This is a genomic window from Streptomyces sp. NPDC058240, assembly GCF_042882135.1.
GTDB lineage: Bacteria > Actinomycetota > Actinomycetes > Streptomycetales > Streptomycetaceae > Streptomyces.
The window spans coordinates 183190-209525 of the sequence record NZ_JBHVWT010000001.1; the positions used below are offsets into that span (position 1 = coordinate 183190).

Annotated in this window: 22 protein-coding genes; 13 read left to right on the top strand and 9 right to left on the bottom strand. The window is 71.5% G+C overall.

Annotated features, from left to right (window positions below; all coding sequences use genetic code 11):
• Positions 1 to 8 precede the first annotated feature (8 nt).
• Positions 9 to 983: a carbohydrate kinase family protein gene (locus ACFVX4_RS00840; RefSeq protein ID WP_266420288.1), complete on the bottom strand. Its 975-nt coding sequence runs from the start codon at positions 981 to 983 to the stop codon at positions 9 to 11.
• A gap of 160 nt (positions 984 to 1143) precedes the next feature.
• On the opposite strand from ACFVX4_RS00840, the gene ACFVX4_RS00845 reads away from it, so the two are divergent.
• Both ACFVX4_RS00845 and ACFVX4_RS00850 read left to right on the top strand, forming a co-directional pair.
• Positions 1144 to 1341 carry a hypothetical protein gene (locus ACFVX4_RS00845; RefSeq protein WP_389970446.1) on the top strand — a complete coding sequence of 66 codons (198 nt, stop codon included), beginning with the start codon at positions 1144 to 1146 and terminating at the stop codon, positions 1339 to 1341.
• Positions 1342 to 1502: 161 nt separating this feature from the next.
• Positions 1503 to 2993 (top strand): hypothetical protein, encoded by a 1491-nt coding sequence (locus ACFVX4_RS00850; protein WP_389970449.1) that lies wholly within the window; start codon positions 1503 to 1505, stop codon positions 2991 to 2993.
• 106 nt (positions 2994 to 3099) lie between these two features.
• Here ACFVX4_RS00850 and ACFVX4_RS00855 read toward each other — a convergent pair whose 3' ends face one another.
• Complete coding sequence (locus ACFVX4_RS00855; RefSeq protein ID WP_072483280.1) at positions 3100 to 3456, bottom strand: iron-sulfur cluster assembly accessory protein; 357 nt, start codon at positions 3454 to 3456, stop codon at positions 3100 to 3102.
• A 234-nt stretch (positions 3457 to 3690) separates the two neighbouring features.
• Between ACFVX4_RS00855 and nadA the strand changes: the two genes are divergently transcribed.
• From nadA to ACFVX4_RS00870, 3 genes are all read left to right on the top strand, one after another.
• A complete protein-coding gene (nadA, locus tag ACFVX4_RS00860) occupies positions 3691 to 4887 on the top strand; it encodes a quinolinate synthase NadA (RefSeq protein ID WP_389970452.1) in 1197 nt (398 codons plus the stop codon).
• A gap of 176 nt (positions 4888 to 5063) precedes the next feature.
• The gene (locus ACFVX4_RS00865) at positions 5064 to 6473 is read left to right on the top strand and encodes a hypothetical protein (protein ID WP_389970455.1); all 1410 of its coding nucleotides are present in this window, start codon (positions 5064 to 5066) and stop codon (positions 6471 to 6473) included.
• Positions 6463 to 11514, top strand: a complete 5052-nt coding sequence (locus ACFVX4_RS00870) for a tetratricopeptide repeat protein (RefSeq protein ID WP_389970458.1) — start codon at positions 6463 to 6465, stop codon at positions 11512 to 11514. Before ACFVX4_RS00865 ends, ACFVX4_RS00870 begins: the two co-directional genes overlap by 11 nt.
• A gap of 17 nt (positions 11515 to 11531) precedes the next feature.
• On the opposite strand, the gene ACFVX4_RS00875 is transcribed toward ACFVX4_RS00870, so the two are convergent.
• The gene (locus tag ACFVX4_RS00875; protein WP_389970461.1) at positions 11532 to 11840 is read right to left on the bottom strand and encodes a hypothetical protein; all 309 of its coding nucleotides are present in this window, start codon (positions 11838 to 11840) and stop codon (positions 11532 to 11534) included.
• 149 nt (positions 11841 to 11989) lie between these two features.
• Between ACFVX4_RS00875 and ACFVX4_RS00880 the strand changes: the two genes are divergently transcribed.
• Together ACFVX4_RS00880 and ACFVX4_RS00885 are read left to right on the top strand one after the other, a co-directional pair.
• Positions 11990 to 12817: a Scr1 family TA system antitoxin-like transcriptional regulator gene (locus tag ACFVX4_RS00880; protein ID WP_389970464.1), complete on the top strand. Its 828-nt coding sequence runs from the start codon at positions 11990 to 11992 to the stop codon at positions 12815 to 12817.
• Positions 12814 to 13008, top strand: coding sequence for a DUF397 domain-containing protein (locus tag ACFVX4_RS00885; RefSeq protein ID WP_385327097.1), 195 nt, complete (start codon positions 12814 to 12816; stop codon positions 13006 to 13008). Before ACFVX4_RS00880 ends, ACFVX4_RS00885 begins: the two co-directional genes overlap by 4 nt.
• A gap of 100 nt (positions 13009 to 13108) precedes the next feature.
• On the opposite strand, the gene ACFVX4_RS00890 is transcribed toward ACFVX4_RS00885, so the two are convergent.
• The 5 genes from ACFVX4_RS00890 to ACFVX4_RS00910 all read right to left on the bottom strand — a co-directional run bounded on the left by ACFVX4_RS00890 (position 13109) and on the right by ACFVX4_RS00910 (position 19637).
• Positions 13109 to 16264 carry an efflux RND transporter permease subunit gene (locus ACFVX4_RS00890; RefSeq protein ID WP_389970468.1) on the bottom strand — a complete coding sequence of 1052 codons (3156 nt, stop codon included), beginning with the start codon at positions 16262 to 16264 and terminating at the stop codon, positions 13109 to 13111.
• Positions 16265 to 16428: 164 nt separating this feature from the next.
• Positions 16429 to 17124, bottom strand: a complete 696-nt coding sequence (locus ACFVX4_RS00895; RefSeq protein WP_389970471.1) for a response regulator — start codon at positions 17122 to 17124, stop codon at positions 16429 to 16431.
• On the bottom strand, positions 17121 to 18377 hold the full coding sequence (locus ACFVX4_RS00900) for a sensor histidine kinase (protein ID WP_389970474.1): 1257 nt from the start codon (positions 18375 to 18377) through the stop codon (positions 17121 to 17123). The genes ACFVX4_RS00895 and ACFVX4_RS00900 overlap by 4 nt, the downstream gene beginning before the upstream one ends.
• Before the next feature lie 189 nt (positions 18378 to 18566).
• Positions 18567 to 18845, bottom strand: a complete 279-nt coding sequence (locus ACFVX4_RS00905; RefSeq protein ID WP_124718101.1) for a hypothetical protein — start codon at positions 18843 to 18845, stop codon at positions 18567 to 18569.
• A gap of 9 nt (positions 18846 to 18854) precedes the next feature.
• Complete coding sequence (locus ACFVX4_RS00910) at positions 18855 to 19637, bottom strand: PspA/IM30 family protein (protein WP_189540668.1); 783 nt, start codon at positions 19635 to 19637, stop codon at positions 18855 to 18857.
• A 297-nt stretch (positions 19638 to 19934) separates the two neighbouring features.
• Here ACFVX4_RS00910 and ACFVX4_RS00915 point away from each other — a divergent pair, with 297 nt between their 5' ends.
• From ACFVX4_RS00915 to ACFVX4_RS00925, 3 genes are all read left to right on the top strand, one after another.
• A complete protein-coding gene (locus ACFVX4_RS00915) occupies positions 19935 to 20534 on the top strand; it encodes a DUF3043 domain-containing protein (RefSeq protein ID WP_389970477.1) in 600 nt (199 codons plus the stop codon).
• Between the two features lie 113 nt (positions 20535 to 20647).
• Complete coding sequence (locus ACFVX4_RS00920) at positions 20648 to 21382, top strand: methyltransferase domain-containing protein (protein WP_329920431.1); 735 nt, start codon at positions 20648 to 20650, stop codon at positions 21380 to 21382.
• Positions 21383 to 21479: 97 nt separating this feature from the next.
• Entirely contained in the window at positions 21480 to 22553 is a 1074-nt protein-coding gene (locus ACFVX4_RS00925) for a S1C family serine protease (RefSeq protein ID WP_389970480.1), read from the top strand.
• Positions 22554 to 22684: 131 nt separating this feature from the next.
• Here ACFVX4_RS00925 and ACFVX4_RS00930 read toward each other — a convergent pair whose 3' ends face one another.
• On the bottom strand, positions 22685 to 22894 hold the full coding sequence (locus ACFVX4_RS00930) for a hypothetical protein (RefSeq protein ID WP_072483289.1): 210 nt from the start codon (positions 22892 to 22894) through the stop codon (positions 22685 to 22687).
• A gap of 127 nt (positions 22895 to 23021) precedes the next feature.
• On the opposite strand from ACFVX4_RS00930, the gene ACFVX4_RS00935 reads away from it, so the two are divergent.
• The 3 genes from ACFVX4_RS00935 (at position 23022) to cobT (ending at position 26319) form a co-directional block, all read left to right on the top strand.
• On the top strand, positions 23022 to 24224 hold the full coding sequence (locus tag ACFVX4_RS00935; protein WP_389970483.1) for a bifunctional adenosylcobinamide kinase/adenosylcobinamide-phosphate guanylyltransferase: 1203 nt from the start codon (positions 23022 to 23024) through the stop codon (positions 24222 to 24224).
• 53 nt (positions 24225 to 24277) lie between these two features.
• Positions 24278 to 25117 carry a class I SAM-dependent methyltransferase gene (locus tag ACFVX4_RS00940; RefSeq protein ID WP_389970486.1) on the top strand — a complete coding sequence of 280 codons (840 nt, stop codon included), beginning with the start codon at positions 24278 to 24280 and terminating at the stop codon, positions 25115 to 25117.
• A gap of 95 nt (positions 25118 to 25212) precedes the next feature.
• On the top strand, positions 25213 to 26319 hold the full coding sequence (cobT, locus tag ACFVX4_RS00945) for a nicotinate-nucleotide--dimethylbenzimidazole phosphoribosyltransferase (RefSeq protein ID WP_385550941.1): 1107 nt from the start codon (positions 25213 to 25215) through the stop codon (positions 26317 to 26319).
• The last annotated feature ends 17 nt before the right edge of the window (positions 26320 to 26336 follow it).

The following is a 26336-nucleotide window of genomic DNA, read 5'->3' on the forward strand; positions in this document are numbered from 1 at the left end:
CCGCCGGATCAGCCCAGGTGCGTGCGGACCTCGGCGGCGGCCTCGTCGCCGTACGCCTTGGTGAAGCGGTCCATGAAGTGGGTGCGGCGCAGGGTGTACTCCTGGGTGCCGACCGTCTCGATGACCAGGGTGGCCAGCATGCAGCCGACCTGGGCGGCGCGCTCCAGGCCGACGCCCCAGGCGAGACCGGAGAGGAAACCGGCCCGGAAGGCGTCGCCGACGCCGGTCGGGTCGGCCTTGATCTCCTCCTCCGGGCAGCCGACCTCGATCGGCTCCTGGCCGGCGCGCTCGATGCGCACGCCGCGGGCGCCGAGGGTGGTGACCCGGTGGCCGACCTTGGCCAGGATCTCCTCGTCGGTCCAGCCGGTCTTGGACTCGATGAGCCCCTTCTCGTACTCGTTGGAGAAGAGGTACGTGGCGCCGTCCAGGAGGATCCGGATCTCGTCGCCGTCCATCCGCGCGATCTGCTGCGAGAAGTCCGCGGCGAACGGGATGCCGCGGGAGCGGCACTCCTCGGTGTGGCGGAGCATCCCCTCGGGGTCGTCGGCGCCGATCGAGACCAGGTCGAGGCCGCCGACCCGGTCGGCGACGGCCTTCAGCTCGATGAGCCGGGCCTCGCTCATCGCACCGGTGTAGAAGGAACCGATCTGGTTGTGGTCGGCATCCGTCGTGCAGACGAAGCGGGCGGTGTGCAGGACCTCGGAGATCCGGACCGACCCGGTGTCGACGCCGTGGCGGTCGAGCCAGGCGCGGTACTCGTCGAAGTCGGAGCCGGCGGCACCGACCAGGATCGGCTCCGTGCCCAGCAGGCCCATGCCGAAGCAGATGTTGGCGGCGACACCGCCCCGGCGCACGTCGAGGTTGTCGACCAGGAAGGAGAGCGAGACCGTGTGCAGCTGATCCGCGACCAGCTGGTCGGCGAAACGGCCGGGGAAGGTCATGAGGTGATCGGTGGCGATGGAGCCGGTGACTGCGATTCGCACGGGGAGACTGCTCCTGCGGAGATCGGGGGGAACGGGTGACTGTGTTCCCGGGGCGGCGTGACAGTTCACGCTACCGGTTCCCCGGACCCGCCCTGAAGGGGGAAAAACTACCCGATAGTAGGGCTTTCTTCCTGTGGCCTGCGGTGCCTACGGTGCGGTTATGTCGAACCACTTCGCCACGCGCGAGTCCGAGATCAGCCTGGCCGAGCTGCGCGGTGACTGCGCGCGGATGGCTCCGCACTGGGTGGCCCACCCGAAGTCTGCCCCCGTTCCGGTCGCGCCGTCCCGGATTCACGGGGTCACCGTGCCCGCCGCCTCCGCCCGGCTGATCGACGCCATGTCCGACTACGGCGACTGAGAGGCGCCGAAGACCGGTACCGATCGCGCCTGACGCCCCGCGCGGGAAACCTGCGGGAACCGTGCGCGCCGCTGCCCCGTCCCATCGTTGTCCCCGATCCGGGGGCGGACGACAGGCCGGGCGACGGCATGTGACGGCAATGCAGGCGAAGGAGCGATCCGGTGAGCACCGAGCGACCCGACAACGACGTGACCGGCCCCCGGCGGCGTTCGCCGCTCGCCGTGGCCTCGGTGGCGGCAGCCGTACTGCTGGCCGGTGGCGGTGGCGCGTACTGGGCGGCGACCGCGGCCGACGGCGACGGCAGGTCCGGCGGCAGCGCGGACGGCGACGGGCGGCGCACCCCGCCCCCGCTGGCCCTGGGCGGGCACGCGGGCACCCCGACGGCGCCCGAGAGTCCCGGAGGCCCCCCGCGGGGCATCGCGCCGGGCGAGCCCGATCCGAACGGCGGCCGGGTGGTCTACCGCGCGTCCGGCAAGCTGCCCGAGGGGCCGCGCACGGCCGCCGTGCAGCGCGCGGAGGGGACCGTCTCCGCGGCCGAGGTGGCCCGGCTGGCGAAGGCGCTGGGGCTGGCGGGCACGCCGCAGGCGGCGGACACGTACTGGAAGGTGGGGTCCGACGGCGACGGTTCGGGCCCGGTCCTGCGGGTGGAGAAGCAGGCTCCGGGCACCTGGAGCTTCGCCCGGTACGGCTCCGGCGGTACGGACAACTGCCAGGGCAAGGCGACCTGTTCGGGCAAGGTGCCGGCTCCGGGCGGCGGCGGCTCCCCGGTGAGCGAGAGCGCCGCCAGGGCTGCCGCGACACCGGTACTGAAGGCGGCGGGCCAGGACGACGCCGCGCTGGACACCCGCCAACTCATGGGTTCGGTACGGGTGGTGAACGCCGACCCGAAGGTGGACGGCCTTCCCACGTACGGCTGGTCGACCGGGATCCAGGTGGGTCCCGACGGTGAAGTGGTCGGCGGCAGCGGGCAGTTGAAGGGCCTGGAGAAGGGCGACAGCTATCCGGTGATCGGCGCGGCCGAGGCACTGGAGCAGCTGAACGGTTCGGCGCCCGGCACGGGTGCGCGCGCGGACATCGGCGGATGCGCCACCCCCGTACCACTGGGCGAAGGCCGAAAGACGCCGAAGGCCCACTGCGGGGCGCGGACCGGGGCGGAGCGGCCGACGACGACCGTGACGGTCGAGAAGGCGGTGTTCGGCCTGGTGACGCAGTACGTGGCGGGCAAGCAGACGCTTGTACCGTCCTGGCTGTTCTCGGTGCGGCCGGCCGCCGGCGGCCTGGGCACCACGGTGTCGCAGGTCGCCGTGGCCCCGTCGTACCTGGTGAAGAACGCACCCTCGACGACCGCCCCCGTACCGGCCCCGACGCCTTCCCCGGGGAACGCGGAGAAGTCCCGGCAGTCGCTGTCGTACAGCGCCGACGGGCGGACCCTGTCGGTGACGTTCTGGGGCGGGGTGTGCAGTACGTACACCGCGAGCGCGACCGAGGGCCCGGACCGGGTGACCGTGCGGGTGGCGGAGTCGAAGCAGCCCGGGAAGAAGGTCTGCATCATGATCGCCAAGGAGCTGACCCGGAAGGTGACGCTCGACGCGCCGCTCGGCGACCGGAGGGTGGTCGACGCGGTGTCGGGGGCCGACGTGCCCCGCGGCTGAGCGCCGGACCCTCGGGTACGACGACGGCGGCGGTCCCGGATTCCGGGGCCGCCGCCGTTGTGCCGTTCCGCGCGACGCCCTCGGGCGTGCGCGCCGCCTTCATGACTCAGTTGAAGGAGTCGCCGCAGGCGCAGGAGCCCGTGGCGTTGGGATTGTCGATCGTGAAGCCCTGCTTCTCGATGGTGTCGACGAAGTCGATGGAGGCGCCGCCCAGGTACGGAGCGCTCATCCGGTCGGTGACGACCTTGACGCCGTCGAAGTCCTTCACGACGTCACCGTCGAGCGAACGCTCGTCGAAGAAGAGCTGGTAGCGCAGGCCCGAGCAGCCGCCGGGCTGGACCGCGACGCGCAGCGCCAGGTCGTCACGGCCTTCCTGCTCCAGCAGGCCCTTGACCTTGGCTGCGGCGGCGTCGGACAGGAGGATGCCGTCGCTCACGGTGGTGGTCTCGTCCGATACGGACATCTGCTTCTCTCCCGGGTTGTACGGAGACTGCTTGCCGACGTTGCAACCGTCGGGACCGCGGATTCATTCCGGGCCGAGCGCTTGCCTGTTCCAATCATGCTCGCACACCGGTCGGCCGGGGGGATGCGTCACATCGACACTATGGCCATCGTCAAAGTGACGTGAACCGGATATGATAGATAGCGTCAATTAGACGAAAAGGCTTTCGCAGAAGCTTTCAGCAGAGAAGAAAGGGTGCGTGACGTGACCACGGCCCACCCCGTCCAGGATCTCGATGTCCAGCCGACGCCCCTCGCCCTGCTCCTGCTCGGCCGTGAGGCCGACCCGAGGAGCGAGCGCGGCGTCGAGTGCCCCGGCGACCTGCCATCCCCGTCCGACCCGGACCTGGTGGAGCGTGCCCGTGCGGCCAAGGCAAAGCTCGGGGACAAGGTGTTCGTCCTCGGCCACCACTACCAGCGCGACGAGGTCATCCAGTTCGCCGATGTCACCGGCGACTCGTTCAAGCTCGCCCGGGACGCGGCCGCGCGGCCGGAGGCCGAGTACATCGTCTTCTGCGGCGTGCACTTCATGGCCGAGTCCGCGGACATCCTGACCACCGACGACCAGAAGGTCGTGCTGCCGGACCTGGCCGCGGGCTGCTCCATGGCCGACATGGCCACCGCCGAGCAGGTCGCCGAGTGCTGGGACGTGCTGACCGAGGCCGGGGTCGCCGAGCAGGTCGTACCCGTCTCGTACATGAACTCCTCCGCCGACATCAAGGCCTTCACCGGGCGGCACGGCGGCACGATCTGCACCTCTTCCAATGCGAAGCGGGCGCTGGAGTGGGCCTTCGAGCAGGGCGAGAAGGTCCTCTTCCTGCCCGACCAGCACCTGGGCCGGAACACCGCGGTCCGGGACATGGGGATGTCGCTGGAGGACTGCGTCCTCTACAACCCGCACAAGCCCAACGGCGGCCTGACCGCCGAGGAGCTGCGCGACGCGAAGATGATCCTGTGGCGCGGGCACTGCTCGGTGCACGGCCGCTTCTCGGTCGAGTCCGTCAATGACGTCCGCGAGCGGATACCGGGCGTCAACGTCCTGGTGCACCCCGAGTGCAAGCACGAGGTCGTGGCGGCGGCGGACTACGTCGGCTCGACGGAGTACATCATCAAGGCCCTGGAGGCGGCCCCGGCCGGCTCGAAGTGGGCGATCGGCACCGAGCTGAACCTGGTGCGCCGCCTGGCGAACCGGTTCGCGGCCGAGGACAAGGAGATCGTCTTCCTCGACAAGACGGTCTGCTTCTGCTCGACGATGAACCGCATCGACCTGCCGCACCTGGTGTGGGCGCTGGAGTCGCTGGCCGAGGGCAACCTGGTCAACCGGATCGAGGTCGCCCCGGAGACGGAGAAGTACGCCAAGCTCGCGCTGGAGCGCATGCTGGCGCTGCCGTAGGGACCCCGGCATACCGGAAGGCCCCGGCACCTCGGTGCCGGGGCCTTCCGCTCGCGTACGGGCACGGAACGTCCCGAGTGGGCCGCTTTCCTCCATATGGCACTCGAACAGCCCTCTCCGTAATTACGCTGCTTTATCCACGGCAGCAGCGCACATTCACGGGGGTACGGCGCCACATGACGTCTCGCAGCCGGGTCGACGACATGGTGGTCGTCGTCCCGGGCATTCTCGGCAGTCGGCTGGCGGACGCGGACGGGCACGAGGTCTGGGGCCTCTCGGGCCCGGCCCTCCTCCGCGGGATCCGTACCTTCGGCCGGTCCGTCACGGGCCTGGCGCTGCCCCCGGACCTGGGCGACGAGCACCCGGGCGACGGTGTGCGCCCGCTCGGTCCGATGCGCGACCTGCACGGGCTGCTGGGCATCGGGACGCTCGTGGACGGCTACGACGGCTTCCTGGAGTGGCTGGAGAACAACTTCACGCTCCGCCGCCGGGGCGGGAACGACGAGGCGGACGCCCCCGCCAACCTGATCGGCTTCGCCTACGACTGGCGGCTGTCCTGCCGCTACAACGCGGACCGGCTGGCCGGGCGGGTGGACGAGGAGCTCGGCCGCTGGCGAGCCTCGGCGCCGGAGCGGACGGAGGCCCGGGTCGTCTTCGTCTGCCACTCGATGGGCGGCCTGGTCACCCGCCAGTACGTGGAGCGGTGCGGCGGCGCGGAGGTGACGCGCCGCGTGATCACGCTCGGAACCCCGTACCGGGGCTCCCTGGACGCCATGCTCTCTCTGGTCAACGGGGTGGGCCCGGCCGGTGTCGGCCTCACCGCGTTCGCCCGCAGCCTTCCGTCCCTCCACCAGCTCGTCCCCGACTACGCCGCGCTGATCACCGCGCCGGGCGAGCCGCTGCGATACGCCCGTGAGGTGACCGGCCTGCCCGGGACCGACGCGGCCCTGCTCAAGGACGCCGCCTTCTTCCACGAGGCGCTGCGGGAGTCCGGGACGGGGGCGGCGTACGGAGTGGAGTACGTACCGATCAGCGGGGTGCTCCAGCCGACCCCGACCACCGCCGAGGTCCAGGGCGAGAAGCTGACCGGACTGCTCACGATCGACGGGACCGACGAGGGCGGCGACGGCCGCGTGCCCAGGCTCTCCAGCGCCCACGTGGGGGTGGCGGGGCGGCCCGCGTACACGCCCTGGGAGAAGCACGGCTCGCTCCAGAACAACACGGCGCTGCGCCAGGCCCTCTACAACTGGCTCACCCCGGACCCGCCGGTCCACCGCGGCCCGGGGGCCGCGGACATCCCGCTGGTGGTGGACGCCCCGGACGCGATCGTCGAGGGCGAGGTGTACGAGCTGCGGGCCACGGTCCCGCCGGACATACGGGGCCACGACCGGGTGGCCGTCTTCGCGGCGGCCGAGGGCGGACCGGCGCGGACGCTGAACAACCTGGGCGGGGGCCGTTACGCGGCACGCCTGGCCGGGCTGCCGGCCGGGCCGCACCGGGTGCGGGTGAGTACGGGGAGCGCGGGCCATGTCGTGATGACCGCGCTGGTGCTGGTACTGGAGGGCGGGGCGGGCGATGGTGCGTGAGACGGGCGTGGCGGGCGACGACGGACGCGAGCCGGTGGGGACGGCGCTGTGCGTGGTGTGCGAGGAGTACGCCGACCAGCGGAGCTTTCCCCGGCTGACCGGGGCGGTGGCCCGGATGGAGGAGATCGCCGGACTGCTGGAAGGCCTGGGGATCGCGGCGCAGGTGGTGGGCGGCGGGAACCCGTCCTGGGCGACCTTCGACGAGGCCCTGCCCGCGTGGAGCAAGAACTGGCGGGAGACGGGGGCGGCGAAGCCCGCGATCATCGTCTGGTCGGGACACGGGGTGCTGATCGACGGCGAACTGCGCCTCGCACTGTCGGACCTCCACCTCGACGACGACGCCACGTTCTCGGCATGCGCAGAAGACCGTGGCGTCTCGGCCGAGAGGCTGGTCAACCATGCGGTGGCCTCGGGAGCGGACCAGATCCTGGTGATCATCGACACCTGCCACGCGGGAGACGCGGTGGGCCGGGGCCTGGAGAAGGCTCTGCGGCGTTGGGAGGCCACATCCACGCCGCCCGGCCAGGTCAAGTGGTTCGGGATCATGGCGAGTTGTCGGCGCAACGAGACGTCGGACGGCAGCGGCCCTCTGCTCACCGCGCTGGCGGAGGTGCTGAAGGCCGGCCCCGCCACCCCCGAGTACCGCTCGGCGTGGAGCGCCCACAACGCGTTGGTCAGCGGCCCGGACCTGCTGGCCGCGCTGGGTGAGCGATGGCGCGGCGAGGGCCAGACACCGGTGCCCGCCACCCTCGGCACCGGGCGGCCGGTCTTCCCGAACCCACGCCATGTGCCCGGGGCCCCCGCCCGGCTGGTGGAGCACCTGGTGCTCGCGGCGCGCGGGGTCGGGTACCGCGAGGAGGGCTGGTTCTTCACGGGCCGGAAGGAGGTGCTGGGCCGGATCGCCGCATGGCTGGAGGCGGCCGAGGCCGGGCTCTTCCTGGTGACCGGCCCGGCGGGCTGCGGCAAGTCGGCCGTGCTGGGCCGGATCGCGACGCTCACCGATCCCGTGCAGCGGAAGGAGACCGAGGCGCACGGGGGCCTGCGCGAGGACGACCCGGACCCGGGCCTGCGCCCCGACCGCTCCCTCGCCTCCGTGCATCTGCGAGGCCTGAGCCCTCTCCGGGCGGCCTCGGAGCTGGCCCGGCAACTCGGACTGCCGGAACCCCGCAACGCGGACGACTTCCGGGGCGAGCTCCGTGAGTTGTCCCCGCGGCCGGTGCTGGTGCTCGACGGCCTGGACGAAGTACCCGCCGAGCACCTCCGCGCCATGGCCGAGGAGCTGGTCTTCCCGCTCAGCCGGACGACCCCGGTCCTGCTCGGCTCCCGCGACCGTGCGTTCCGCAGCCGCCTGGCGGAGGAAGGGCGCGAGGACGAGACGCTGCCGGACGCCCTGGCCCGGCTGATCGGCGCGGGCGTCACCACCACGGACCTGGAGCGGGAGCCGCACACGCAGGAGGACATCGGTGAGTACGTGTTCCGCCGGTGCGCGGCGGCCGGTGTCCCGGAGGACCGGGCGCGGGAGGCGGGCGACTCGGTCGCCGCCCGCGCCACGACAGTGGGCGGCGGGTTCCTCTTCGCGCGGCTGGTGACGGGCTCGCTGCTGGCAGGGGGTCGTGTCGCCGAGGAGGACCAGTGGCCGGCCGGTCTGCCGGGCTCCATCGAGGCCGCGTTCGAGGAGGACTTGCGGGCCGGGCCGGTACGGGTCCTGGCGGACGGCACCGAACGGCCGTCCGCCGCGCGGGATCTGCTGACCGCGCTGGCGTGGACGGTCGGGCGCGGGATGCCCGCCGGGGGCGTGTGGGAGGAGGTCGCCGGAGCGCTGGGCGGCGGTGACGTGTCGTACGACGAGAGCGACGTGGACTGGGTGCTGTCCGCCTACGGCCGCTACATCGTCGAGGACTGCGCGGACGGGCAGGCGGTGTACCGCCTGTACCACCGCGAGTTCGTGTCCCATCTCGCGGACCGGGAGGGGCCTGGGGGTGCCGAGGCCGGAGAGGTGGCGTTGGCCGCGCTCATCGCGCACGTCGAGCGGCGAGCGGTGGGCGGCGGCTGGGATTCGGTCGATCCGTACGTGGTGCGGGGGCTGGCGCTGCACGCGGCGCGGACGGGTGCACCGGGGATCGGGATGCTGCGGGGGCTGGTGGAGCGGGTCGGGGTGAGCGCGGCGCCGTTTCTGGCCCAGGCGTTGCGGTACTTCTCCGAGCGGCTCGGGGCGGAGGGGGATCTGGACGGTGCGCTGGCCCACGCGCGGGAGGCCGTCACCCTGTACAAGGCGCTGGAGCACGTCGCTCCCGGGTCCTGCACGACGGCGGTGGTACGCACGCTCGTCAACGTCGCCAACCGGTACGCCGCCGTCGGCGACCATGAAGGGGCGCTGACGCCGGCGCGCGAAGCGGTCACGCTCCAACGGAGCCTTGCCGACGCGGAAGGAAGCGCGTCCCTCCCCGGCCTGGCTCTCGCCCTCGGCACTCTCGGCCCGCGCCTCCACGCCATCGGCGACTACGAAGGAGCGCTCGCACTCACGCGGGACGCCGTCGGCATCTACCGGCAGCTCGCCGCACGAACGCCGGCGGCGTTCCGCCCCGGCCTCGCCTCCGCGTTGACCGACCTGGCGGTGAGCCTCGCAGCCGTCGGGGAACGCCGGGCCGCCGTGCCACCCGCGCAGGAGGCCGTGGAGATCCACACCGAGCTGGCCGCGTCACACCCCGACGAGTTCCTGGTCGGCCTCGCCGCCGCCCTGACCATTCTGGCCGGCAACCTCAGGTCCATCGGAAGCCACGTGGAAGCCCTTCCTCACGCGGAGCGAGCGGTCCGGGTCAACCGGAGGGTGGCCGAACGTCACCCCACCGTCCTCCGGTCCGCCCTGGCCGGCTCCCTGACCAATCTGTCCGTGCACCGCGAGGACGTCGGTGACCTCGCAGGGTGCCTCGCGCCCGCGCGGGAGGCCGTGGAGATCTGCCGGGAACTCGTTGCGCTCCATCCGGCCGCCTTCCAGGCGCAGTTGGCGGGCACCCTGCACAACCTGGCGGACAGGATCTCCGACGCCGGGGACCGCGAGGGCGCGCTCGCTCCGGCGCGGGAGGCGGCGCGCATGCACGCCGGGCTCGCTTCGCAGCACCCGGACGCCTTCCAGCCGGATCTCGCCCGGTCCCTGACCTCCTTGGCCAACAAGACGGCCGCCGCGGGAGATCCTGCGGCAGCGGTGCTGTTCGCGCGGGAGGCTGTTCGCATCCAGCGCGAACTGGCCGCGGACCGGCCGACAGCGTCCCTCCCTGGCCTGGCCTCGATGCTCAACGACCTTGCCACGCACCACGTCTCCGCAGGTGAGCCTGCGACAGCCCTGCTCCACTCCGAGGAAGCGACCGATGTCTACCGGCACCTGGCCGCCGAGGATCCGAACGCCTTTCTCCCCGGGTTCGCGACAGCCCTCAGCAACCTCGGCAACCATCGCGCGGCCCTGGGCGATGTTTCGGGGGCGCTCTCAGCGGGTCGGGAGGCCGTCTCCATCCGCCGCGTACTCGCCGCCCAGCAGCCCGCCGTCTTCCGGCAGGAGCTGGCCACGGCACTCACCAACCTGGCCGCTCACCTGAACAAGGCGGGAGATCCGACGGCGGGACTGCGAGCAGCGGAGGAAGCTGTCGTTCTCCATCGTGAAACCGCCGAACGTCAGCCCGCCTTCCGCGTCGCTCTCGCGGGCTCACTCGGCACTCTGGCACAGAACCTCGCCGACACCGGCAGCCGGAAGGAAGCCCTGGTGCCGGCCCGGGAGGGCGTCCGTCTCCTGCGCGGACTCGTCGACGAACCGAGCAGCGTCTTCCTCCCTCATCTGGCTCTTGCCCTGCAGAATCTCAGCAAGCACCTGGGACGGAACCAGGACTCCGAAGGAGCCGTGAGCGCGGCAGAGGAAGCGGTCGCCGCCTACCGGACTCTGGCGCTGGAGGACCCCGGGGCCTTCGAAAACGCCCTGGTCGCCGCTCTCGCCAACCTGGCCCAGGCTCTCGTCCGCACCGACGACCGCGCGTCGGCGATCCGGGAATTCGACGAGGCCGTGGCGGAGTTCGCTTCCGCCCACCCCGCAACCGCCCGGCGTCTCGATGTCGAGCGGAGCATCTTCCTGCTGGACTGTCCCGATCCCCAGGCCTTGATCGGCGTACGCGGGCTCGTGTCCTTTCTCGATGGGGACGCCGCGTCGGACGGCGGCGGCGCGGACCCCGTGACCGTACGGGCTCGGCGGGCGCTTCGCGCCTTCAGCGACACCGACGCCGTACGCACCGCGTGGGAAGAAGAGACCTTCGCCCCCGCACCGGCCTGGCTCGCCCTGTCGCCGGAGACGCTGGACCTCGTCAGTTCCTGGATGTTCGCGGCCAACTGGCCCCAGTCACGCGATGTCTGGTCCCGGAACGCGGAAGTGCTCAGCAGCGAGGAGACAACGACAGCCCTCGAAGAGCTGGCGCTCCTGGACGCCCGCACCGCACAACAGCACGCCGCGCTCCGCGGGGCCGTCCTCGCCCACGGCGTGACCGCCGCCTACGATCCGCTGATCCTCGCGGAGCAGGTGGCGGAGTGGGTGGACTGCGCCACCTGGGCGGAGTCACGGGCCTTCCTCCAGGACCACCCCCGCATCCTCCAGGCCCAGCCGTCCGAGGCCACTCCGCTCGCTCGCGTCGCCCTCCTCGATGTCACCCGCACCGAAGGACTGGACGCCGCGTACCGCCTCGTCGAGGACCGCGACGCCCTCCAGGCGTACGTGGAACGGGCGTTGGCGGCCGGGGACGGCAACGCGCTGCTGCACGCGGCGGCCATCGAGGGGCAGGTCTTCGACGACAGGCTGTCCTCCCTCACCCACGCCCAGGCGGGCATGGTGCTCGCCGGAGCCGTCGAGGGCGTCGAACCGGACGAGCTGGCCACGCTCCTCCCCCACGCACCCGAGGAGACCCGTGCCCGGCTGCTGAGGGAGATCCTCGCCCTCAGCGTCCGGCACGCCCAGCCGCACGGCGGGACGTGGCTCCGGATCGTCCAGGCTCTCAGCGGGGCCGCCTGACGCTCACCGCCCCGCCGTCAGCCGGCGTTCCCGCCGCTCTCCAGCCGCCCGCCCCGGCTCTCCGCGATCCGCAGGGTGTCCCCCAGCGACTCGGCGAGCCGGGTGCCCGCGAACCGTAGCTCCTGCTCCCCCACCACGGTCTCCGCCAACAGCTCCCGGGCCTGCTCCAGTACGTACTCGGCCGAGGCGATCATGTCGGTCTCCAGTTCGTCGGCCATCCGGGAGAGGCGGCTGTCCGGGTTCGCCGTGCTCAGCCAGCACGGGCCGCCGCGCTCGTTGGTCCATGGGAGCAGTCGCAGGGCCCGGCCCTGTCCGTCGAACATCATGTCGGTCGCTACCTCCGGTGCAGGCCCTCTGGTGCGCCGCACGAGAGGATGGTTACGGTGTGTGCCGCAATCGTCGCCCTGGGGAACGTCGCCCCAACAGGGCGCCACTGTCCCGGCCTTGGGAACGGGACACACGAAAGGCACGCATCGTGACGTTCAAGCCCCAGCCGCTCACCCCTTATCTGTCCGCCCGCCACTACTTCGGCTCCGAGCAGCGCCGCCACCGCGAGCGGGCGGGCCTGTCGCTCGTGCAGCTCGCGGGCATCGTGAACTCCAGCAAGAGCACGCTGGCCCGGATCGAGACGGCCGATCTGATGCCGCCGCCGGACATCCCCAGCCGACTGGACATGGCCTTCGGGACGGATGATCACTTCCACGGGCTGTACGAGCTCGCCCGACGCGAGATCCACCCCGACCAGTACCAGCGGTACATGGACTTCGAGTTCCGGTCCGAGGTGATAGAGCAGTACGGCGCGCAGGCACTGCCGGGCCTGTTGCAGACCGAGGAGTACGCGCGCACGTTTCTCCGTTGCCAGGAGGACCTGAGCGCCGAACAGGTCGAGGAACGCGTCACCGCGCGCATGTCGCGGCAGGAGCGGCAGCGTTCGGAGAATCCGCCGTTCCGGTGGGCGATCGTCGACGAGGCCGTGCTGCGACGGCAGATGGGCAGTCCGGCCTGCATGCGTGAGCAACTGGCTTCGCTGCTGGAGCAGGTGGATACTCCGAACAGTAAAGTTCAGGTGATGCCGTTCGGTGCGGGACTCCACTCGCTCCTGGGTGGCGCGCTGACTCTGCTGACCCTGCCCGACGGCACTTCGGTGGCGTACGAGGAGGGCATTCAGGCCGGTCATCTCTACGAGGATCCGGCCGCGGTGAAGAAGTGGCGGCGGCAGTACGAGGTACTGCGCGCCAACTCCCTCCCCCTGGCCGAGTCGGCGGAACTGATCCGGACCGCGATGGAGGGCTACCGACCATGACCCACTCCCCCGAGCTGAGCACCGCCCACTGGCGCAGCAGCAGTTACAGCAATTCCAATGGGGGCGAATGCGTCGAGATCAGCGACGACTTCCCCGGCGTCGTCCCCGTACGCGACAGCAAGAACCCCGCCGGTCCGGCGCTCGTCGTCCGGGCCGCGGCCTGGGGCGCGTTCGTCTCCTCCCTCAAGTAGCAGCGCTCAAGCAGCAGCATCGCTCAAGCAGCAAGCGGAAACCCGAAGGGGCCTGTCCCACACGCTCGTGTGGGACAGGCCCCTCGTCATGCCGGGCGGGTCAGGCCTTCGCGGGCTCCGGCTCCTCGGAGGAGGTCACCTCCGGCTCGGCCGAGGCCGGCACGCCGGCCTTCTTGGCGCGCTTGAGTGCCTTCTTCTTCGCGCGGCGCTCCTTGAAGAGCTCCACCATCGTGTACAGCGTCGGCACCAGGAGCAGCGTCAGCAGCGTCGAGGTGACCAGGCCGCCGATCACGACCACCGCGAGCGGCTGCGAGATGAAGCCGCCCTCGCCGGTGACGCCGAGTGCCATCGGGAGCAGGGCGAAGATCGTCGCGAGTGCGGTCATCAGGATCGGGCGGAGCCGGTGGCGGCCGCCCTCGATGACCGCTTCGACGACGCCCATGCCCTGGGTCCGGTACTGGTTGATCAGGTCGATCAGCACGATCGCGTTGGTGACCACGATGCCGATCAGCATCAGCATGCCGATCATCGCCGGGACACCCATCGGGGTGCCGGTGATGACGAGCAGGCCGATCGCGCCGGTTGCCGCGAACGGGATGGAGACCAGCAGGATCAGCGGCTGGATGAGCGACCGGAAGGTCGCGACCAGCAGCATGAAGACGATCGCGATGGCCGCGAGCATGGCCAGGCCCAGCTTCACGAACGCGTCGTCCTGGTCCTGGGAGACACCGCCGATGGTGGCGGTGGCGCCGTCCGGGAGCTTCAGTGCGTTGATCTTCGTCTGAAGCGCGGTGCTGACCGCACCGGTGTTGTCACCGGTGGGCTTGGCGGTGATGGTCGCGGCGCGCTGGCCGTCGATCCGGGTCATCGAGACCGGCCCGGGGACCAGTTCGACGTCGGCGATCTGTCCGAGCTTCACCGGGCCGAGGGGGAGGTTCTTCAGCTCGGCCATCGTGGTGGCCGGGTGGGCGGACCTGATGACGACGTCCCGCTCGGTGTCGTCCATGATCGCCTTGCCGGACGGGGTGCCGCGCACCGCTCCGGCGACGGCCGCGCCGAGCGTGGTCTGGTTGTAGCCGGCCTCCGCCGCCTTGGCGTTGGCCGTGACCGAGATCCGCGGGATGCTCTGCGCGAGGTCGCTCTGGACGTCGGTGACGTCCTTGAGTCCGGCGACCTCGGCCCGTACCTCTTCGGACGCCTTCTTCAGCACGTCCGCGTCGGCGGCCTTGACCACGACGCTGAGGTCCTGGCTGCCGAAGCCGTCGCCCGCGGAGATGGTGGTGTCACCGATGCCGTCGAGCTTGCCGAGCGCCGCGTCGATGCGCTTCTGCGTGGCGTCGAAGTCGCCCGAGTCCTTCAGGGTGACCTGGTACGAGGCCTGGTTGGAGCCGGTGCCGCCGCCGAAGGCCGCCATGAAGCCGGACGAGCCGACGGTGACCTGGTAGTCCTTGACGCCCTTGTCGTCGGCGAGGACCTTCTCGACCTTCTTGGACGCCGCGTCGGCGGCCGCCAGGCTGGTGCCGGGGGCCAGCTCCTGCTTGATGGAGAGGACTTCCTGCTCGCCCTGGTCGAAGAAGTTGGTCTTCAGCAGCGGGGCCATGCCGAAGGTGCCGAAGAGCACGGCGACGGCGATGACGATGCTGGTGATACGGCGCCGGGTCGCGAAGCGCAGCACCCGGCCGTAGAGCAGCTGGAGCCGGCTGCGGGCTTCCTTCTCCTCCGCCTTGCGACGGGCCTCGTCCGGGTTCTCCGCGGCGCCCTTCGGGGCGCGCAGGAACCAGTACGACAGGACGGGGACGACGGTCAGCGAGACCAGCAGGGACGCCAGCAGGGCCGCGGTGACGGTCAGCGAGAAGGAGCCGAAGAGCTCGCCGACCATGCCGCCGACGAGACCGATCGGCAGGAAGACGGCGACCGTGGTGAGGGTCGAGGAGGTGACCGCGCCGGCCACTTCCTTCACCGCGGTGATGATCGCCGACTGGCGCTCCTCGCCGTAGCCGAGGTGACGCTTGATGTTCTCCAGGACCACGATCGAGTCGTCGACGACGCGGCCGATCGCGATGGTCAGCGCGCCCAGCGTGAGCATGTTGAGCGAGAGGTCACGGGTCCAGAGCACGATCAGCGCGAGGACCACGGAGAGCGGGATGGAGACCGCGGTGACCAGGGTCGAGCGCAGCGACGCGAGGAAGACCAGGATCACGATGACGGCGAAGAGCAGACCGAGCGCGCCCTCGGTGGTCAGACCGGAGATCGCCTTGGAGACGGCGGGGCCCTGGTCCGAGACGACGGTCAGTTCGGCGCCGGCGCCGAGGTCCTTGCGGAGGTCGGGGAGCTTGTCCTTGACCGCGTCCGAGATGGCGACGGCGCTGCCGTCCTTGTCCATCGTGGCCATCACGGCGAGGCTCGGCTTGCCGTTCGTACGGGTGATGGAGACCGCGGTGGACGGCTCCTGCTTCACCGTGGCGACGTCACCGACGCGGACCGGCGTACCGGGCTTGCCCGTTGCCGGGTCCTGACCGGTGACCCGCAGGTCCTTGATCTGCTTCAGGGAGGTGAAGGCGCCGCCGACCTGGACGGTGCGGCTCTTGCCCGACTCGGAGAAGGATCCGGCGGGGACGGTCGCCCCGCCCGCCTGGAGCGCCTGGGAGAGCGTCGTGGCGTTCAGACCGGCGTCGGCGAGCTTCCTGTCGTCGGGGGTGATGGAGACCTGGAGGTCCTGCACACCGTCGACGGAGACCTGGCCGACGCCGCTGATGTCTTCCAGGGCGGGGACGACCGTGCGGTCCAGCTGGTCGGCGAGCGCCTGCTGGTCCTTGTCGGAGGTGACGGCGAGGACGACGGCCGGGATGTCGTCGGTCGAGCCGGCGATGACCTGCGGGTCGACGTCGTCGGGCAGCTGGGCGCGGGCGCGGTTCACCGCCTGCTGGATGTCGGCGACGAGCTGCTTGGTGCCCTCGCTGCCGAAGTCGAAGGACGCCATGATGACGGCGCTGCCCTCGCTGGCGGTCGAGGTGACGCCGGTGACGCCGTCGACGGCCTTGATGGAACTCTCGAGCGGCTCGACGACCTGCTTCTCGACCACATCGGGGGACGCACCCTGGTAGGGGGCGATTACCGACACCATCGGGAGTTCGATGGTGGGCAGCAGCTGCTGCTTGAGCTGCGGGATCGCGATCGCTCCGAATACGAGCGCGACGATCGAGATCAGTCCGATCAGGGCCCGTTGCGCGAGGCTGAATCTGGACAGCCAGGACATGGGTGGGTCTCTCTTCTGTGGCTTACGCGGCAGGTGGGCGGGTCACTCGGGGACAGACCCTGCCCAGTTACACGATGTCCTACGGGCAAGGGCGAAAGCGTCGGTCCCAGGTCGCTTTCTTATGCCGCGCATACCGCAGGTGGAGTACGCCGTATCTCCACCCGTCACTCCACCCTGGGGCGCACCAGGCCGGATTCGTAGGCAATTACCACCAATTGGGCCCGGTCCCTGGCGCCCAGCTTCGCCATCGCCCGGTTCACATGGGTCTTGACGGTGAGCGGGCTGACGACGAGCCGTTCGGCGATCTCGTCGTTGGAGTGGCCCCCGGCGACCAGGACGAGCACCTCCCGCTCGCGACCGGTGAGCGCGGCGAGCCGTTCGGAGTACTCCGCGGCGCTCGGCCCGTCCCCCTCCGAACTGCCGCCCTGCGCGAGGAAGGTGGCGATCAGGCCCTTGGTCGCGGCCGGTGAGAGCAGCGCCTCGCCGCCCGCGGCGATCCGGATGGCGTTGAGCAGTTCCTCCGGTTCCGCCCCTTTGCCGAGGAAGCCGGACGCCCCGGCCCGCAGCGACTGCACCACGTACTCGTCCACCTCGAAGGTGGTGAGCATGACGACCCGTACGTCGGCCAGTTCCGGATCGGCGCTGATCATGCGGGTCGCGGTGAGTCCGTCCGTACCGGGCATCCGGATGTCCATCAGCACCACGTCGGCGCGGGTCGAACGGGCGAGCTCCACGGCCTGCGCGCCGTCCGCCGCCTCGCCGACCACCTCCATGTCGGCCTCCGAGTCGACCAGCACCCGGAACGCGCTGCGCAGCAGCGCCTGGTCGTCGACGAGCAGCACCTTGATGGGCGGCGTCATGCGTCTTCCCCCGTCCGGCCCGCCGCGCCCGGCTTCCCGGACTCCGCCGTGCGGGCCTCGACGGGCAGGATCGCATGAACCCGGAATCCGCCGCCGTAGCGGGGACCCGCGGTGAGGGTGCCGCCGAGCGCGGTGACGCGTTCGCGCATCCCGAGCAGGCCGTGACCGCCGCCGTCGCCGTCGCAGCCCCCGCCGGAGCCGTTGTCGATCACCGTGATCTCGGCCGTGGACCCGACCCGTACGACGCTCACCTCGGCCTTCGCCCCGGGGCCCGCGTGCTTGCGGACATTGGTCAGCGCCTCCTGGATGACCCGGTACGCGGCCAGGTCGACGGCCGCGGGCAGCGGGGGCCGCCGGTCGGTGCAGGCCACCTCGACGGGGAGCCCGGCCCGGCGGACGGTGTCGACCAGGGCGTCGAGGACGGCGAGCCCGGGGGCAGGTTCGGTCGGCGCCGCGGGGTCGCCGGACTGGCGCAACAGCCCGACGGTGGCCCGCAGTTCGTCGAGCGCGGAGCGGCTGGCCTCCCGGACGTGGGCCAGCGCCTCCTTGGCCTGGTCGGGGCGCCTGTCCATGACGTGGGCGGCCACCCCGGCCTGCACGTTGACCAGGGCGATGTGGTGGGCGACGACATCGTGGAGATCGCGGGCGATCCGCAGCCGTTCCTCGGCGACCCGCCGCCGAGCCTCCTCGTCGCGGGTGCGTTCGGCCCGTTCGGCCCGTTCCCTGATCGCGTCGACGAAGGCGCGCCTGGAGCGGACGGCGTCCCCCGCGGCGCCGGCCATGCCGGTCCAGGCGAAGACGCCGAAGTTCTCCTGGCTGTACCAGGGTGCCGGGCCGAAGAGCATCGCCGCGGCCGTCAGCACGGCCATGGTCAGCAGACCGACCCGCCAGGTGGTGGGCCGGTCGGTGCGGGCGGCGACGGTGAACAGTGCGATGACGGTGGCCATGACCACGGGTGCGGGCGGGTCGGACTTCACCAGCTCGACGACGGTCAGCCCGGCGGTGACCGCGAGCACCGCCAGGGGATTGCGCCGCCGCCAGATGAGCGCCACGGCACCGGCCACCATCAGCAGCACGCCGCTCGCCGCGGGCGGGCGGGTTCCGAAGGAGGGCCCCTCCCCCGGGCGCGGGTGGACGAACGACCCGACGATCATCGCCACCAGCACGGCCAGGGCCAGGGCGGCGTCCAGCGCGAGGGGGTGGTCGCGCAGCCAGTGCCGGACGCGCAGGACCCCGGTTCCGAGGGTGGTCACGTCAAGCTACGTTACGGCGTGTCGCGCGGGAATCGGACCGGGTCCCGCGCGGAGCAGGCAGGGAACGGTGGACCGGGCCCCGCGAGCCCTGCACGATCCGGACGGAAGGCCCTGGCACGCCGGTGCCCCGTGTCCGGCGGACCGGACACGGGGCACGGGTTCGTGCGGGTGCTGGAGAGACGACCGGCGTCAGCCGGGAATCAGACCGTCGTCGCGGAGCATGGCGCGCACCTCTTCGAGGGTCGCGTCGGACGACGGCAGGATCAGCTCGGACGGCTCCAGGGAGTCGTCCGGCAACGCTGTGCCGAGCTCGCGCACCCTGGCCAGGAGCGCGTGGAGGGTGGCTCGGAAGCCCGGTCCGTCACCGCTCTCCATCTCGGCGAGCAGTTCGTCGTCGAGCCCGTCGAGCTCGGCGAGATGGCTGTCGGCCAGTGCGACCTGGCCCTCCCCCATGATCCGTACGATCATGACGCCGCCTCAACTCTTGTCGAACCTGTGCGGGGACTGCGACGACTGCTGCTGGGCGGAATCCTGCGGGCCGCCCTCGATCGCCTGCTGCGGGGTGGAGCCGCCGGCCAGCTCGGCCTTCATGCGCTGCAGCTCCAGCTCCACATCCGTACCACCGGAGATCCGGTCCAGCTCGGCGGCGATGTCGTCCTTCGCCGTACCGGTCGGGTCGTCCAGGGCTCCGGAGGCGAGCAGCTCGTCGATCGCGCCGGCTCGGGCCTGCAGCTGCTGGGTCTTGTCCTCGGCCCGCTGGATCGCCAGGCCGACATCGCCCATCTCCTCGGAGATCCCGGAGAAGGCCTCGCCGATCCGGGTCTGCGCCTGGGCGGCGGTGTAGGTGGCCTTGATGGTCTCCTTCTTCGTGCGGAAGGCATCGACCTTGGCCTGCAGCCGCTGAGCCGCGAGAGTGAGCTTCTCCTCCTCGCCCTGCAGCGTGGTGTGCTGCGTCTCCAGGTCGGTGACCTGCTGCTGGAGTGCGGCGCGCCGGGACAGCGCCTCGCGGGCCAGGTCCTCGCGGCCGAGCGCGAGTGCCTTGCGGCCCTGGTCCTCCAGCTTGGACGACTGTCCCTGCAGCTGGTTCAGCTGCAGCTCCAGCCGCTTGCGCGAGGTCGCCACATCGGCGACACCGCGACGTACCTTCTGAAGCAGTTCGAGCTGCTTCTGGTACGAGTAATCGAGGGTCTCGCGCGGATCCTCGGCCCGGTCAAGGGCCTTGTTTGCCTTCGCGCGGAAGATCATCCCCATACGCTTCATGACACCGCTCATGGGCTTCGCGCGCCCCCTTCTGACGGACTGAGCTCCAGCACTCCAACAGAACCCACAGTACGGGCCCTGCCTCTATTACCGCACTGTTCGAGCACGGATGTGCTCCTACCCAAGGACGACTGCACCAGGTCACCACTCCGGCCCAAGGAGTAGGCGGAGGTCAGGGAGACCCGGTGCCGCCGAACGTACCGGACAGGCCGGTACACCGGCGAGGACGCAGGCCGTTGCCGGATCGTTCCCGACCGGCCTGGGGTCGGGGCGATCGAACCCGTACCCTTGGGCCTTGTGTTCCGTAGCCGTTCGAAGGAAGAGAAGGCGCCCACCGGCAAGGTGACGGCGGACCTCTCCACGCAGCCCCGCGACCCGCAGGCCCCCAAAGGTCGCCCCACCCCCAAGCGCAGCGATGCCCAGTCGCAGCGCCGTCGTGCCTCCAGTGGCGCGCCGCTCGACCGCAAGGAGGCCATGAAGCGGCAGCGCGAAGCGCGCCGTGTGGACATGGCCAAGCAGCGTGAGGCGCTCGCCAGTGGCGACGAGCGCTATCTGCCGGCTCGCGACAAGGGCCCGGTGCGGCGCTTCGTCCGCGACTACGTGGACTCGCGTTTCTGCATCGCGGAGTTCTTCCTGCCGCTCGCCGTGATCATTCTGATCCTCAGCGTGATCCAGGTGCAGAACATCCAGAACATCTCGCTGCTGCTCTGGCTCATCGTGATCGTGCTGATCGTGATCGACTCGATCGGTCTCGCGTTCCGCCTGAAGAAGCAGCTCAACGTGCGCTTCCCCGATACGCCCAAGCGTGGCGCGGTCGCCTACGGCCTGATGCGCACCCTTCAGATGCGTCGCCTCCGGCTGCCGAAGCCGCAGGTCAAGCGTGGAGAGCGACCCTGAGTACGCACGTCTCCGGCTCGACCGGCGGTCCGTCCGCCGGTCGGGCGGACGATGCCGGTCCCGTCGCCGGATTCTCCGGAGCCTCCTCGGTGTGGCTGAAGGGGCTCGGCGGGCTGCGCAACACCGTCCGCCAGGAGCTGGTGGCCCGGCAGCTCGACGAGCAGATAGCGGCGCGCTTCCCGGTCGGGCAGCGGCTGCGCGTGCTCGACGTGGGCATGGGTCAGGGCACCCAGGCGCTCCGCCTGGCGAGGGCCGGTCACACGGTGACCGGACTGGAGTCCGATGCCGAGATGCTGCGGGTGGCCAAGGAGGCGCTCGGCGGCGAACCCGCGGGCATCCGCGAGCGGGTCCGGCTGATCGAGGGCAACGGCCTGGACACCGGGGTGCACTTCCTGCCCGGCAGTTTCGACGTGGTGCTCTGTCACGGCGTGCTGATGTACGTCCGGGAGCCGGACGCGATGCTGGCGGGCCTGGCCCGGATGCTGGCCCCGGGCGGACTGCTGTCGCTGCTCGTGCGGAACGCGGACGCGCTGGCGATGCGCCCCGGGACCGCCGGGGACTGGAGCGCGGCGCTGGCCGCCTTCGACACGGACACGTACACCAACCGTCTGGGCCTCACGGTGCGGGCCGACCGGCTGGACGCCCTGACGTCCACGCTCGCCGGGATCGCGGCGCCCCTGCACGCCTGGTACGGGGTGCGCGTCTTCACGGACAACGTGAGCAACGACGTGGAGCTGCCGGCCGCCGCCGAACTGGAGCAGGTGCTGGCCGCGGAGGACCGTGCCGGGCGGACGGATCCCTACCGCCGGGTGGCCGCGCTGCTGCATCTGTGCGGAGTACGGGGCTGAGCGGACGCGGGAGCGGGTCGCCGGGACAGTCCGGCGGCGCGCCCCGCCCGGCCGAACCCGACAGGCCGAGGGCGGCTCCAAAAGTGATAATCCGGACATGGATGCTTCCCACTCCCGCGGCCGTGCCCGCCGGCTGCTGCCCCTGATCGCAGGTGTCTGTGCGCTCGCCCTGGTGAGCGGCTGCTCGGACGCGGCCTCCGAGGCGCCGACGACCGAACCCAGCAGATCGGCCTCCGCCACCCGGACCGCCGGTGACCTGCAGAGCGACTACCAGACCGTGATCAAGAACGTGCTGCCGTCGGTGGTGCAGATCGAGACCTCCGAGGGCCTGGGCTCCGGCATCGTCTACGACACCAAGGGCCATATCGTCACCAATGCCCATGTGGTCGGCAACGACAAGACGTTCAAGGTCACCGTCGCCACCGGCGAGAAGGTGAAGGGCGCCAAGCTGGTGGCCACCTATCCGGAACAGGATCTGGCCGTCATCAGGCTCGACAGCGTGCCGACCGGTCTGAAGCCCGCGAAGTTCGGCAACTCGGAGAAGGTCGAGGTGGGGCAGATCGTCCTGGCGATGGGCTCGCCGCTCGGCCTGTCCTCCAGCGTCACCCAGGGCATCGTCTCGGCGCTCGGCCGGACCGTCAGCGAGAGCCGCGCGGGCGGCGGCACCGGCGCGACGATCGCGAACATGGTGCAGACCTCGGCCGCGATCAACCCGGGCAACAGCGGGGGCGCGTTGGTCAATCTGGACAGCGAGGTGATCGGCATCCCGACCCTGGCGGCGACGGACCCGGAGCTGGGCGGCAGCGCGGCGCCGGGGATCGGATTCGCGATCCCGGTGTCGATGGTGAAGACGGTCGCCGATCAGATCATTAAGAGCGGCAAGGTCACCGACTCGGGCCGGGCGGCCCTGAACATCACCGGACGCACGGTCGTCGACGACAACTACCAGCCGGTCGGGGTGGCACTGGTCAGCGTGACCAAGGACGGCGCCGCGGAGAAGGCGGGGCTGCGGGCCGGCGACATCATCACCGGGATCGACGGTCAGCCGGTCCCGACGATCACCGCCCTGTCGGAGGCGCTGGCCTCGGACAAACCGGGCCAGAAGGTCGAGGTGACCTATCTGCGCAACGGTGCGGAGAAGAAGGCGAAGGTCACCCTGGGCGAGATCTAGGGCGTGTTTCAGAAGTCCCGTCTGTCTCGCGGGGTCTGACACGCACGCTCCCCGCGTCGCGCGAGGCGCCGCCGTACGGGCCTGTCTCCATGCCCGTACGGCGGCGGGGCCCCGCGCGAGGGGGCGCGGGATCAGCCCTGGTCCGCCTGGAGGCTCATGGGACCGTAGATCTTCGTCGAGTCGTCGAAGAGCGTCACCTGGTCCGCCCCGCCGTCGAGGAGTTCCTTCCAGTACTCACCGATCCAGGACTCCGCGTCGCCCTGGGTGGTGAATTCCTCCGGCTGCAGGGCCGGCTCCGTCTCCGTACCGTCGGACTTCTCGAACCGCCACGTCCACGCCATGTCCGCCTCCTGGGTCACTTTGCTGCCCGCAGCCTAGTGCCTGAGTCCGGTGCGGGGACCGGGTCCGCACCCGTCCGGACGCCCCCAAGTCGCGCACCGATTGCACGGACGCGGGAGGATCGGAAGCGTGGAACTGACTCTGCTCGGCACCGGAGCCCCCGACGGGCTGCCGCGGCCCGAATGTCCCTGCGCCGCCTGCGCCGCCGCCCGCGGGGCGCGCTCGCGGGCGTCGACCGCGCTGCTGGTCGACGACGCGCTGCTGCTCGATCTCACTCCGGGGGCCGTGTTCGCCGCGGCCCGTGCGGGGCACTCGCTCACCGGGGTACGGCAGGTGCTGCTCACCCATCCGCACGACGGGCCCGCCGTGGAACTGCCCGCGGGGCTGCCCCCGGCGGGACGGGTGCCGGACGGGCGGGTGCTGACGCTGATCAGCGGGCACCGGGTGCGGGCGGTGCCGATGGACGCTCCGGGGACGGGGTACGAGGTCACGGGACCGGAGGGCTCGCGGCTGCTGTACATGCCGCCGGGGGCCGCCCCCGCCGGTCTCGCGGACCGGATCGCGGAGCCGTACGACATGGTGGTCGGCGATGTGGTGGGGCGGCCGGACGCGGTGGCACGGCTGCGGGCCGTGGCGGCGATCGGCCCGGCCACCGAGGTCGTGGCCGTCCATCTGGACCATGACGCGCCGCCCGGCGCCGAGCTGGACCGGCGGCTCGCGGCGGCCGGCGCGCGGGCCGTGCCGGACGGGACGACGCTGGTGGTGGGCGAGTACCGCACGGCCCCGGAGGTGCCGCGGCGCACGCTGGTGACGGGCGGGGCCAGGTCGGGCAAGTCGGTGGAGGCCGAGCGGCGCCTGGAGACGTTCCCCGAGGTGGTGTACGTGGCGACCGGTGGCGGCAGGGAGGGGGACGCCGAGTGGGCGGCCCGGATCGGCCTGCACCGGGAGCGCAGACCGGCCGCCTGGCGCACCGAGGAGACCTGTGAGCTGGTGGAGCTGCTGGAGTCGGACGGTCCTCCGCTGCTGATCGACTGCCTGTCGCTGTGGCTGACCGACGCGATGGACCGGGTGGCGGCCTGGGACGACGCGGCATGGGCGGGCGGCGGCGAGGGCGCCCTGCGGGAGCGGACCGCCGAGCTGGTCGCGGCGGTGCGCGGAACGCGTCGTACGGTCGTCGCCGTCACCAACGAGACCGGCTCGGGCGTGGTGCCCGCGACCGCTGCCGGGCGGCGCTTCCGGGACGAGCTGGGCCGGCTGAACGCAGCGTTCGCCGACGAGTGCGAACAGGTGCTGCTGGTGGTGGCCGGGCAGGCGCTGGTCCTGCGCGGCTGACCGGAGGCAGGGCAGGAATGGGCACGGAAGGAAAAGGAACAGGAGGAGCAGGCATGGCACGTGTGCAACCGATGCTGAGCGGGGTTCCGGAGACCCTGCTGTGGACGCTCTACAACCGGGCGTACGAGGCGGGCCGGCCCTATCCGGTGCTGGACGATCCGGTGGCGCTGCGGCTGCTGAAGGATCTGGACTACCCCTTCGAGGAGCGGTTCGGGCAGCTGAATCCGTTCCACTCGCAGGCCCAGGGACTGCGCTCGCGCTGCTTCGACCTGGCCGTACAGGAGTATCTCGCCGACCGGCCGCGGGCCACCGTGGTCGCGCTCGGCGACGGTCTGGAGACCGGCTTCTGGCGGGTCGACAACGGCCTGCTGAACTGGCTGAGCGTGGATCTGCCGGAGGTCGCCGAGCTGCGCCGGACGCTGCTGCCCGGCTCGGACCGGCTGCGCACGCTGTCGCGGTCGGCGACCGATCTCTCCTGGCTGGACGAGATCGACGACCCGCAGGGCCGCGGCGTGGTCGTCACGGCCCAGGGGCTGCTGATGTATCTGCGCCCCGCGGAGGTCCGGGAGATCCTGGCGGCCTGCGCAGAACGGCTGTCCGGCGGTGTCCTGGTCCTGGACACGATGGCGCGTCGGCTCGCCAGGGGCACGGTGGCCGGCACGTCGAAGGTGGGCACGATGACCATTCCGCCGATGCGCTGGGCCATGAATCCCGGCGAGCGGCCCAAGCTGCGCGGTGCGCATCCGGCGATCACCGAGGTGCGCGCGCTGCGGCTGCCGCGGGGTCGGGGCGCGATGGGCGAGCTGATCCGGATCCAGTCGCTGCTCCCGGGGCTGCGGACCCTGACGCCCGCGATGACGCAGCTGCGGTTCGGTGGAAGAACCTCGCACTGACCGGGCGTCAGAAATGCGGCGGGTACTGTTCCGCAGTGAGCCCGCCGCCGGGCTCACCGGCCCACTCGACGCATCGACCCGCGAGGCAGACCCCCGTGAATCTGGACGACTTCTCCGACCTGATCGAACGCCCCGACGGCGGCGTACGGCGCGACGCCGAGGAACGCCGGGAGCGCATGATCGTTCCCGTCGGCTCCCTCGGCCGCCTGGACGAGCTGGGCGAATGGCTCTCGGCCGCGCAGCAGTCCGTACCGGTCAAGACGATCGAGCAGCCGCGCGTGGTGCTCTTCGCCGGTGATCACGGGGTGGCCGAGCTGGGTGTCTCCGGGCGCGCGGCCGGGACCGCCCACGAACTGGTGCGGGCCACGCTGGACGGCGCGACGCCGCTCGCGGTGCTGGCCCGGCAGTTCTCCGTACCGGTCCGGATCGTCGATGCCGGCCTGGACTGCGATCCGGAACTGCTGCCCGAGTCGGTGGTACGCCATCGGGTGCGGCGCGGCAGCGGCCGGATCGACATCGAGGACGCGCTGACGGCCGAGGAGGCCGAGCAGGCGGTACGGCTCGGCATGGCCATCGCCGACGAGGAGGCCGATTCGGGCACCGATCTGGTGGTGCTCGGCGATCTGAGCGTGGGCGGGACGACAGCCGCGGCCACGCTGATCGCGGCGCTGTGCGGTACCGACGCCTCGGTGGTCACCGGGCGCGGCGGCGCGGGGATCGACGATCTGGCGTGGATGCGCAAGTGTGCGGCGATCCGGGACGCGCTGCGGCGGGCCCGGCCGGTCCTCGGTGATCAGCTGGAGCTGCTGGCCACGGTGGGCGGTGCGGATCTGGCGGCGACGACCGGGTTCCTGCTCCAGTGCGCGGTGCGCAGGCTGCCGGTGATCCTGGACGGCGTGGTCTCCGCGGCCTGTGCGCTGGTGGGTCAGCGGGCGGCCTTCCGGGCGCCGGACTGGTGGCTGGCGGGTCAGGCGAGCGGTGAGCCGGCGCAGGCCAAGGCGCTGGACCGGATGGCGCTCAACCCGTTGCTGGACCACGGCGTCATCGTGGGGGAAGGAAGCGGGGCATTGCTCGCACTCCCGCTTGTCCGGGCCGCTGCCGCACTGGCGGCCGAGCTGCCCGAACGCGACCCCGTCGCCGAGGAGAAGGACGGCGCCGACGAGGGAGCCGAGGCAGGCGCCGCCTACGGCGACGCGACCTGAGGCTCACGGACCGGCGG

Excerpts from the sequence above, each read along its gene's own strand:
- ACFVX4_RS00845 (WP_389970446.1), top strand. The coding sequence starts at position 1,144 with ATGTCGAACCACTTCGCCACGCGCGAGTCCGAGATCAGCCTGGCCGAG.
- ACFVX4_RS00855 (WP_072483280.1), bottom strand. The coding sequence starts at position 3,456 with ATGTCCGTATCGGACGAGACCACCACCGTGAGCGACGGCATCCTCCTG.
- ACFVX4_RS00865 (WP_389970455.1), top strand. The coding sequence starts at position 5,064 with ATGACGTCTCGCAGCCGGGTCGACGACATGGTGGTCGTCGTCCCGGGC.
- ACFVX4_RS00870 (WP_389970458.1), top strand. The coding sequence starts at position 6,463 with ATGGTGCGTGAGACGGGCGTGGCGGGCGACGACGGACGCGAGCCGGTG.
- ACFVX4_RS00875 (WP_389970461.1), bottom strand. The coding sequence starts at position 11,840 with ATGATGTTCGACGGACAGGGCCGGGCCCTGCGACTGCTCCCATGGACC.
- ACFVX4_RS00885 (WP_385327097.1), top strand. The coding sequence starts at position 12,814 with ATGACCCACTCCCCCGAGCTGAGCACCGCCCACTGGCGCAGCAGCAGT.
- ACFVX4_RS00890 (WP_389970468.1), bottom strand. The coding sequence starts at position 16,264 with ATGTCCTGGCTGTCCAGATTCAGCCTCGCGCAACGGGCCCTGATCGGA.
- ACFVX4_RS00895 (WP_389970471.1), bottom strand. The coding sequence starts at position 17,124 with ATGACGCCGCCCATCAAGGTGCTGCTCGTCGACGACCAGGCGCTGCTG.
- ACFVX4_RS00905 (WP_124718101.1), bottom strand. The coding sequence starts at position 18,845 with ATGATCGTACGGATCATGGGGGAGGGCCAGGTCGCACTGGCCGACAGC.
- ACFVX4_RS00910 (WP_189540668.1), bottom strand. The coding sequence starts at position 19,637 with ATGAAGCGTATGGGGATGATCTTCCGCGCGAAGGCAAACAAGGCCCTT.
- ACFVX4_RS00925 (WP_389970480.1), top strand. The coding sequence starts at position 21,480 with ATGGATGCTTCCCACTCCCGCGGCCGTGCCCGCCGGCTGCTGCCCCTG.
- ACFVX4_RS00930 (WP_072483289.1), bottom strand. The coding sequence starts at position 22,894 with ATGGCGTGGACGTGGCGGTTCGAGAAGTCCGACGGTACGGAGACGGAG.
- ACFVX4_RS00940 (WP_389970486.1), top strand. The coding sequence starts at position 24,278 with ATGGCACGTGTGCAACCGATGCTGAGCGGGGTTCCGGAGACCCTGCTG.